Raw genomic sequence first — 9,074 nt, forward strand, 5'->3', positions numbered from 1 at the left:
CGCCAACCGGCGGATCGTCCGTCGTCACCTCGGCCGGCTGGTCGGTACTACGGATCGGCGACCCTCGGGTCATGGCCCTGTCCGGGCACCCCATGCCCGTACCCTGTTGCCGCCGCCGGTGACACCGGCAAGAGCCTTCGCGCCGTGCCCGGCCGCATCGATTCGCTCGAAGCGCTTGTGGAGGTCGCCGCGCGGCACCACACAACCACCGGTCGAATGACCCACGACCTACGGCGGCTCAGGAACGGGGTCCGGCACGCTTCACGCTCGGCCGCAGCACGGGCTCACGCGGATGGGTCGTGGTCACCGGGTGTCTAGGTCGTGGTCACCGGGTGTCTAACCGGGAATAACCGACGGTTGGACGAGCATGGGCCGGGGTTCGGAGCCCGATCGGACGCCATGGGCGGCCAGGCGGCGGAAGGTCTGCAGCCGGCGTGCGGCCGCGACGTTCTCGCAGGCAGCGAGCCCCATGGCATCGCGTAACTCGGCCCTCAACAGTTCTAGTACCCGGGTCGCGCCGGGTTCGCCGCCGACGGCCAGTCCCCAGATCAGCGGTCGTCCGAGCAGGACGCCCGAGGCGCCCAGGGCGAGCGCGCGCAACACGTCCGTACCGCTACGGACACCGCTGTCCAGGAGGACCTCGCAGCGGCCGTGCACCGCGTCGACGATCTCGGGTAACGCGTCGATGCTGGCCACGGCGCCGTCGAGCTGGCGACCGCCGTGGTTGGACACCACGATGGCGTCGACACCGTGCTGGACCGCCTGCGCGCCGTCCTCCGGCGCGAGGAGTCCTTTGACTACCAGGGGCAGACGGGTGTGCTGGCGCAGACGGTCGAGCGCCGACCAGGTCAGCGCGGGGGAGAACTCCTGGCTGGTGTGGGCGGCGACTGCGGAGCCCTGCCCGGTTCGTTCGTGTGCGGCGGAGGTCGTGACGATATTGGCGGCGCGGACGTGGGCCGGCAGCGCGAACCCGTTGCGGATGTCCCGCAGCCGGCGGCCCATCCAGGGCACGTCGACGGTCAACATGATGGCTTCGCAGCCCGCGTCCTCGGCGCGCCTGACCAGGTCGAGAGTGGCGCTTTCGTCGCGGAGCCAATAGAGCTGGAACCACACCCGCCCGCCGGCCGCGGTGATCTGCTCGATCGGCACGCTGCTGAGGGTGGCGGCGACGAAGGGGACACCGGCGGCCGCGGTGGCGCGGGCGGTGGCGAGTTCGCCGTCGGGGTGTACCAGCCGCTGGTAGGCCACCGGCGCGGCGGCGACGGGCATTTCGACCGGCCGGCCCAGCAGTGTGGAACGGGTGGAGCAGGTGGAGACATCCCGCAGCATCCTCGGAACGAGGAACACGCTGTCCAGTGCCGTACGGTTGGCCGCGATCGTCGTCTCGGCCCCGCTGCCGCCAGCGATGAAGTCCCAGACCTCGGCGGAAAGGATCGCGGCGGCGCCCTGTTCGAAGTCGGCCGCCGTGGCTGGTTCAGCGCTGCGGTTCACTCTGACCGGTTCTTTCCCGCTCCACTGCCTCGTACAGCGCCTTGATATTGGCGCTGCCGAAGGTCCTGGCGCCCTGTCGTTCGATGACCTCGAAGAACAGGGTGTGCCGGGGGTGGGTGGAGGCGGTGAAGATCTGGAACAGATGTCCGTCGTGGTCCTCGTCCACCAGCACGTTCGTGGCGCGCAGGCTTTCCACCTTGGCGTCCGGCAGCTCCACGCGCTCGGAAAGAAGGTCGTAGTAGGCCGCCGGAGTGTTGAGGAACGCGACGCCGCGGCGTCCGAGTGTCCGAACCGTGCGCACCGCGTCGCGGGAGGAGAACGCCACGTGCTGGACGCCGGAACCCTGGTGACTCTTGAGGAATTCGTCGATCTGCCCGGGGTCCGCCGACTCGTCCGGCTCGATCAGCGTCAGGGTCACGGCGCCGGAGCGGCTTTGCACGACGGTCGACTCCATCGCCTGCGCGCCGACGGAGATGTGTTCCTCGAAGATGTCCTGGAGCCCGAGGACACTGCGGTAGTGCTCCACCGTCGGCCGGAGCGAGCCCGCCTTCAGGCATACCGCGAGGTGATCTATACCGAGCAGGCCAGCGCCGTTCGGCTCCGTCTCGCCGGGCCCCAGGGCTGCCTGGACTCCCACCGGCAGGCGGGAGCTGTCCGTGGGGGAGCGTTCGACCAGCGTGTGGACGACGTCGCCGAAGCCGCCGATCGTGGCGGTTACCGAAGGACTCGCGCCACCGTGCCGAGCCGGTTTCCGGACGATCCTCGCGCCACCGGCCACCGCGGCCCGGAAGGTCGCCTCGACGTCGTCCGTGCGCAGCGCGATGTCGGCGACGCCGTCGCCGTGTTCGAGCACGTAGGCCGAGGCGGGATGATGATCGGAGGTCGCCTCGGTGAGCACCAGCGTGATGCCCCCCTGGCGCAGCGCGAGGCTGCGGTGGTCGGCGGATCTGCCGGATCCCGCCACGTAGAATCCGTATTGGTCGACCCAGGTGAACGCTGCTTGATCAAGTTTTTCGACATAGATCTCGAGATAGTCGATTGAGATGTTTTCCCACGGGCGGGTCTGGGAATCAGGCATCGTCGTCCCCTGTCGGTAAGGCCGAGTCACTCGGACTTTAGGGCCTAGCCACGCTGTCTGGCTATACCGCGATTGGACCGCGACAGCCAGGGTGACATGCCGGAGCCGATCTCATTCGACCCGAGGGTGCGACCGTTCCGGTGGCGCAGTTGTACGCCTGGACGCCCTTGATGGTCGGCCCTGAATCAGCCATAGTGAATCCTGGCCCCGACGCCGAGCCACAAATGGCGCACAGGCGGTTTCTCTGGGTCTGCCCTTATTGCCGAGAGATTAGGGATGGTCCGGTGCCGAACCCGTTCGAAGACCCCGACGCGAGCTATCTGGTTTTGGTGAACGACGAGGGGCAGCATTCGCTGTGGCCCGTCTTCATCGATGTTCCGGAGGGCTGGACGACGGTATTCGGGGAAGCGTCGCGAGACGACTGCCTCGAATACATTGAGAAGTCATGGACCGATCTGCGGCCCAAGAGCCTCATCGAGGCGATGAAAGGGCAGTAGGCCACCGTACGTGTGACCACCCTGGATGCCGGTGACCTCGACGGGCCGCCGGCATCTTGTCGTCTCCGAAATTTCGCCGATACCCTTGATCAGAGCCGACCATCGATCTCGAGGGCGAGATCCAGGCGTTCGGCGCCGGCGTCCGACCCGCATCGGAGCCGACTGTCGCCGCGGCGGCTCCCGGCCGACGCGGCGGCAGCGACCTGGCGGGTGGAGTCGCGGCGTCTCCCGCCGATCGGGTGGTGCGATGCCCTCAGTCCGACATCGCCACGAGCACGCGACGGGAACCCTCGAACGGGCGTCGGCCGTGTGCGACGAGGATGTTGTCGATAAGCATCAGGTCGCCGGGCTGCCACGGCACGTCGACGGCCAGCTCCAGCCCGCGGTTCTGGATGTGCTCGACGTAGCGGTCCGGGATGGGGGAGCCGTCGGCGAACGTGGCATGCTGCGGGAACTCGTCGGGCTCGAGGATGTCGTACAGCTCGGACGCGGTCTTGTCGCCGAGTCCGGCCGGGTGGAACTGGTCCGCCTGGTTGAACCAGACCTCCGACCCCGTGATCGGGTGACGCACGGTGGCCGGGCGGTGCTGGATGATCCGGATACCCTCCGGGCCCCATTCCCACTCCGACTCGGTGCCCTCGAGGAACCGCTCGACCTCGGCCCGGTCGTCCGTCTCGAAGGTGTCCATCCAGCTCTTTCCGAAGCCGAACCCGTCATGCAGGTTCTGTACGTAGCGGATGCCGCCGGCGAACGCCTCACGGACCTCGTCGTCCAGCGAGGCCAGCCACAGCTCACCGTCCAGCACCGGGGTGGCACCACCGCTCGCCGGCGCGATCTGGCAGAAGAAGACCAGGCGCTTGGGCCAGTGGTGGGCGTAGCTCATCTCGTTGTGCATCGAGATGGTGAACTCCTGCGGGTATTCGGTGGAGGTGTAGAGGTTGCCGCTCACCTTGGTGCGGGGCGAGTTGCCGTGTACGTACGGCAGCCGGTTCGGCACCACCTGGTCGAGTACGGGCTCGATGGACTCCGGTGTCACGCCGAAGCCGCGGAAGACCACCGCCTTCCGGTCGGCGAGCAGCCGGCTGAGCCCGTCCTGGCCCTGTCCGGTGAGCCAGCCGACGATGTCGGTGGTGCCGATGGTGTCACTGGTGATCTCGTGCGGCAGCCAGGTGCCGGCTGTGGTGTCCATCGTTTCCCCCAATGTTGACGGTTGTGGTTCTGGGCGGATCAGTACGTGTCCAGGAGCTCGATGACGGCGTCGGCCCGCGCTGTCGTCGCCATCAGGACCGCACACCGGACCGGGCGCGGCCAGCGGGTCGCGATCTCCTCGGCGCTCAACCGGGTACCGGTGGTGCGCACGTAGGACACGTGTTCTTCCCGGATGGAAACGTATGCCGGCGCCACCGGATCAGCGGGACGGTAGGCGCTGGGCGGCCTGGTCCGCGAGCAGGACGAGCAGATCCAGGTCCCGCGGGTCGTTCACCGGACCACCCGGACCGAGAACCTCGATGACCCCGAGGCAGTGTCCGTCCCGTACCAGCGGGGCCGCCATGACCCGGCCGGGCACGTAGCCCGCCCGCGAGACCGGTTCACTGGGGAATTCCGTGGTCGACCCGGTGCCGTTCGCCAGCACCGCGTGGCCGGACGACACGACCCAGCCGGCGATGCCGGCATCCACCGGCAGTTGCCCCTGCGCCGGGTGCCACACTCCGTCCCCGGAGACGGTGTCGAGGATCAGGCCGCCCGTGTCCTGGTCGATGACCGCGGCGAAGGCGGCGTCGGCGCCGAACAGGATCCGGGCGAGGTCCACGGTGTCCCGCATCGCTGGATTCGCCGACGCTCGGGAATGCCTGGTCCGGGGCTGACAAGGACGAAGCTGATACGACCGCATACAACTCTCCATCTCATGCAGGATTCGACGGTCCGTAAGCCCGATTGATGATAGGCCGCAGCCTTCTCGTGTCGCGACCGTCCAGGCAACCAGCGCCGCCCCCGCGTTTTTCGATGATGCAGTTGGACACCGCTCGCCCCCCATTTGAAACGGGCGCAGCAGGTGGGCACCCAGCAGATCTCTCCACCCCGAGTGGTGCGGCTGGCCTACCGGCAGAGTGTCCGTCCGCGTCGATTGGGCGGTTGGACGCCGCGCCTGCCGCCGGCGAAGAGCGGCGGAGGCGGATGCCCAGGAAATGGGTTACGTTTCCAGGTGGCGGCACGGATCTCTCGGATTGATGCATATGCGTTGCGGGGCGGTCTGTCAGGCAGCGGTGTCGCTAGCAGAATTCCGGTCACTGTCCGTGTGCTGATGTCCAAGCGAAGAGGCCGAATCCGAATTCGGACAGTTGTCGGTGCGTAGCTCGCGGTAAGACGGCTAGCCGCAGCCTGGAGCCGTGATGACCCGTCGATGCAACCTCGCTACGTGCCAGTACAACTGCTCAGGATTGACAGTTGGACACCTGCGTCGGGCCGTCGGCCCTGCTTATTATCCGCCTGACGTCGGCTGATTTGGGCCGGTCAGAAGTGCTATACGGTTGGAGGAACCGTGCTACGGGGGCTTGTTTCGAAAGAACCGACGATGAACAACTCGTTCCGTGGGCTGGTGTCGGCACCCGCTCCGGAAGCGGCACTCGAACTACGGGATAGGCGACTGGTCGCCAATCTTGATCTGGAATGGCTGCCAGTCGACGCGCTTCGTCCGGCCGATTCGCCGCGGCGGGCCGGCGAGGACATGAATCACGTCGAGATGCTGGCTTCCATTGAGGACCACCTACCGCCCATCGTCGTCCACCGCGACAGCATGCGGGTCATCGACGGCATGCACCGCCTGCGCGCCGCCAAGCTGCGCGGCGACGACATGATCGAAGTGTCCTTCTTCGACGGTACCGAGCAGGAGGCCTTCGTCCTGGCCGTCACGGCCAACACGACGCACGGCCTGCCGCTCACGCTCGGCGACCGGACGCTGGCCACGGAACGCATCCTCGCCTCACAACCCACCTGGTCGGATCGAGCCATCGCGATGACGGTCGGCCTCGGTGCACGTACCGTCGGCAACATCCGCCGCCGGATGCAGGACGAGGCGGCGGTGGAGCGGGTCAGCGCGCGTACCGGCCGGGACGGGCGGGTCCGGCCGCTCGACAACAACGTCGGGCGGCTACGTGCCTCGGCGTTGATCAAGCAGCGTCCCGAGGCGTCGCTGCGTGAGATCGCCCGCGAGGTCGGTGTCTCGCCGTCCACGGTCCGGGACGTGCGGCAGCGGCTCGAGCGGGGTGAGGACCCGCTGCCGCAGATGCGGCGACGCCGGGAGAAGCCGGTCGATCGGGAGGCCGTCTCGCTGATGTTGCAGGGGCTGCAGAACGATCCGTCACTCCGGTTCACCGAGTCGGGCCGTACCGTGCTGCGGTGGATCCATTCGCGGGCGATTCGTGCGGAGGAGTGGTCCGCGGTCGAGCACAAGGTGCCGGCGCACTGCGCCTACATCCTCGCCAGCGTCGCCCGGTCCTGCGCCGACGAGTGGCTTCAGATCGCCGACGAGCTCGAGCAGCGCAGCACGCGCCCGGCCTGATCCCGATGAGACGAAAACCGGCATGGTCGGGAGCATCATCCGACCGGCTCGCTGATCAGGGTCAACGGGGCGCCGTCGATTCGCTCTGACGAGAGACCTCTCGCCGGTCGGTGGCCGGACCGCCGTATCGGTGGTCCGGCCACCGCCTTCCGTCTTTGCGGCGGAGACTCCTGTTGTCGGATTCCAGTGCAGTTGATCCGGCGGCCGCTCGCCCCGGCGGAACCAAGAGGCGCTGAAAGGAACTGGCCGGCGGCGCGAGGATTCGCGCCGCCGGCCAGTGTCACGGGAGCCCTGTTTACCAGCGCCACTCGCGCTTGTTGAAGAGGTGTTCGGCGGTGATGCCGTTTTCGCCGGCCCAGCCGAGGAACTCCTCGATCTGCTTCATCTGGTAGGTGTCCGGGTTGTAGCTCGTCGCCATGACGTGGCCCTGCCAGCTTTCCTCGCCCATGGCGTAGATGTAGCCCTCGTCCGCGCCGAGTTCGGTCATGATGGCAGCGGCCTGTTTCGCGTTGGATCCCGAGAGCTTGCGCGAGTCGCTCATCCGCTTGGTGACCGGGCGCGTCAGCAGGCCCTGGTAGAGCCAGGTGAGCGGGGCTCCGTCGCACTCCATGCCGAGGAACGCCAGGTCGACGTGGCCGAGGTGGTTGCGTACGTACCGGTACAACACCGGATCGATGCCCGAGGAGTCGGCGCCGACGTAGATGCTGGCGCCGGCGATCTGGACGAAGAACGTGGACTTGGCGCGGATGTCCAGGTCGGAGTGCTCGCCCAGGAACGGCGTCGCCACCACCCGGCCGCCGGGGATCGGGACCTCGTCGAAGTCGTCGACCTCGATGACCGTGAAGCCCAGGGCCTTGAGGTACAGCCCGATCGACGGGTCGCAGAGGTTGCCGCGCGACGACCGTGGCACCACGACCGCACCGATCCGTTTGCGGAGCTGGAACAGTGTCTCGAGCACGATGTGGTCCTGGTGTCCGTGCGTGATGAGCACCAGGTCGATGTGCTCGGGCAGGTCGTCGAGGGTGTAGCGGTCACCGTGGCGGTTGTCGGCGCTGATGAAGGGGTCGGTGACGATTGTCGCCTCGGCCGACTGGATCACCAGACAGGCGTGGCCGAAGTAGCGGACCCGGCCCCCGGACTCGATACTGCGGTCAGGCGAGAGGCTCGGCTGGTCGGTGAGCAGCCGCCGCAGCTGTACGGTCTGCGCCTCGTCCAGTTCCAGCGCCTCGCGCAGCCGGCCAACCGTGGTGGGTGCGATCCGGGCCGCGAAGAACTCGTCGAGACCTTCGTGGTTGAACGGGATCTCCAGCTCGAGCACGTCCGGCTGCGTCAGCCGTGGCGTGCTGAGGATGAACGGCCGCTCGATGCCGGTTTCCAGCGACAACTGGACCGACTGACGCCGGACGTCGTAGTACGGGCTTGTGTACAGGACCGGTTCGAGCAGGTGCATGGACGCCTGGTTGCCAGTGTCGTAGGCCAGCTCCACCAGCCCGTTCAGAGCCGGCGGGAGCTTCGGGTAGAGCGGGGTGAGGTCGAAGCCCGTGGCGCTCTGCCGGAGCAGGTCGTCCGCGGTGGCGATGGCGTCGGCGAACGCCAGCATGTCCGCCCGGTCCCGCTTGATCGTGTCGAGCAGCGCAGCGATCTCCATGCTGCGCGACTCCTCGACATTCACGAAGTAGCCGCCGCGCAGTGCGGGGTTGACGCTGGCGGCCGCGTGCACCTGCGGGTTCTGCAGGTACGACTCCAGCATGGGCACCTGGACCTTCGCCAGGTTCATCGAAGCCTGCGCCGGCGCCACGATATGCATCCAGGCGTAGAAACGGTCGACCAGCGGCTCGATGATCGCATTGGATCTCAGAAACACCGGTTCGTCACTGTCACTCATGAGCCCTCCAACCGGGAGTGGTCAGTCTGATTGACGGTGGACATTTGTCCCCGTCGCATCAGGAAGCGGGGTAGTGAGTGGCTGCCACCGCGTTCCGGGGTCACTATGGCAGCAGGGTCCGGTCGAGTGTCAACATCAATGGAATGTCACTTGAACGCGCTGTTCAACTGTTTTCAGCTACGCTTGCGAAAATCGGGAACACCGATGAAGAATGCCCATCGAAATCTACGCCCAGCCCGGCGCGTAGCGCGGCGAGGAAGTCACCGCCGTGATGGCGTGCGCGACCCGTTCCGTCGTGCCGAGGGGGCGACTCATCGACGGTGGCGGTGGCGTCTGCCGCGGCGACGCGGGTGTCGCGGATGCCACTCGCGTTGCGAGGACTCTTAGTCTTCCTTATAGTTCGACAGGAGTTGATGGCTCATCGGGCGGGCCGTTGCCACCGACCATCCGGAGGAACCAGTGCGGCGCATTCGCGGAACGCTCCTGCTGGCCGGGCTCGTCGCGGCGGTCGCGGCGGTCGCGACCGCCCCGATGGCGGTCGCCGCCCCGGCGACGACCCCGATC

The 9,074-nt window shown here is 67.4% G+C and carries 7 protein-coding genes and 1 pseudogene; 2 read left to right on the top strand and 6 right to left on the bottom strand.

Going from position 1 to position 9,074, the window contains the following annotated elements:
- Window positions 1-420: 420 nt before the first annotated feature.
- Window positions 421-1,491, bottom strand: a pseudogene (locus tag I0C86_RS21580) (alpha-hydroxy acid oxidase); the annotation flags it as partial.
- The gene (gene hppD / locus I0C86_RS21585; RefSeq protein WP_196203069.1) at window positions 1,475-2,569 is read right to left on the bottom strand and encodes a 4-hydroxyphenylpyruvate dioxygenase; all 1,095 of its coding nucleotides are present in this window, start codon (window positions 2,567-2,569) and stop codon (window positions 1,475-1,477) included. The gene hppD and the pseudogene I0C86_RS21580, both read right to left, overlap by 17 nt.
- 284 nt (window positions 2,570-2,853) lie before the next feature.
- On the opposite strand from hppD, the gene I0C86_RS43610 reads away from it, so the two are divergent.
- On the top strand, window positions 2,854-3,066 hold the full coding sequence (locus I0C86_RS43610) for an MbtH family protein (protein WP_323373775.1): 213 nt from the start codon (window positions 2,854-2,856) through the stop codon (window positions 3,064-3,066).
- Window positions 3,067-3,319: 253 nt separating this feature from the next.
- Here I0C86_RS43610 and I0C86_RS21595 read toward each other — a convergent pair whose 3' ends face one another.
- Genes I0C86_RS21595 through I0C86_RS21605 form a run of 3 tightly spaced genes read right to left on the bottom strand, consistent with a single transcriptional unit; the run spans window position 3,320 to window position 4,888 of the window.
- Entirely contained in the window at window positions 3,320-4,255 is a 936-nt protein-coding gene (locus I0C86_RS21595; protein WP_196203070.1) for a TauD/TfdA family dioxygenase, read from the bottom strand.
- A 38-nt stretch (window positions 4,256-4,293) separates the two neighbouring features.
- Window positions 4,294-4,434 (bottom strand): hypothetical protein, encoded by a 141-nt coding sequence (locus I0C86_RS21600; protein ID WP_196203071.1) that lies wholly within the window; start codon window positions 4,432-4,434, stop codon window positions 4,294-4,296.
- A gap of 40 nt (window positions 4,435-4,474) precedes the next feature.
- Window positions 4,475-4,888, bottom strand: coding sequence for a GAF domain-containing protein (locus I0C86_RS21605; RefSeq protein ID WP_196203072.1), 414 nt, complete (start codon window positions 4,886-4,888; stop codon window positions 4,475-4,477).
- A 750-nt stretch (window positions 4,889-5,638) separates the two neighbouring features.
- Between I0C86_RS21605 and I0C86_RS21610 the strand changes: the two genes are divergently transcribed.
- Entirely contained in the window at window positions 5,639-6,625 is a 987-nt protein-coding gene (locus I0C86_RS21610) for a ParB/RepB/Spo0J family partition protein (RefSeq protein WP_196203073.1), read from the top strand.
- 295 nt (window positions 6,626-6,920) lie between these two features.
- On the opposite strand, the gene I0C86_RS21615 is transcribed toward I0C86_RS21610, so the two are convergent.
- Window positions 6,921-8,510: an MBL fold metallo-hydrolase gene (locus I0C86_RS21615; protein ID WP_196203074.1), complete on the bottom strand. Its 1,590-nt coding sequence runs from the start codon at window positions 8,508-8,510 to the stop codon at window positions 6,921-6,923.
- Window positions 8,511-9,074: the final 564 nt, after the last annotated feature.

The organism is Plantactinospora alkalitolerans (assembly GCF_015690345.1).
GTDB classification, from domain to species: Bacteria; Actinomycetota; Actinomycetes; order Mycobacteriales; family Micromonosporaceae; genus Plantactinospora; species Plantactinospora alkalitolerans.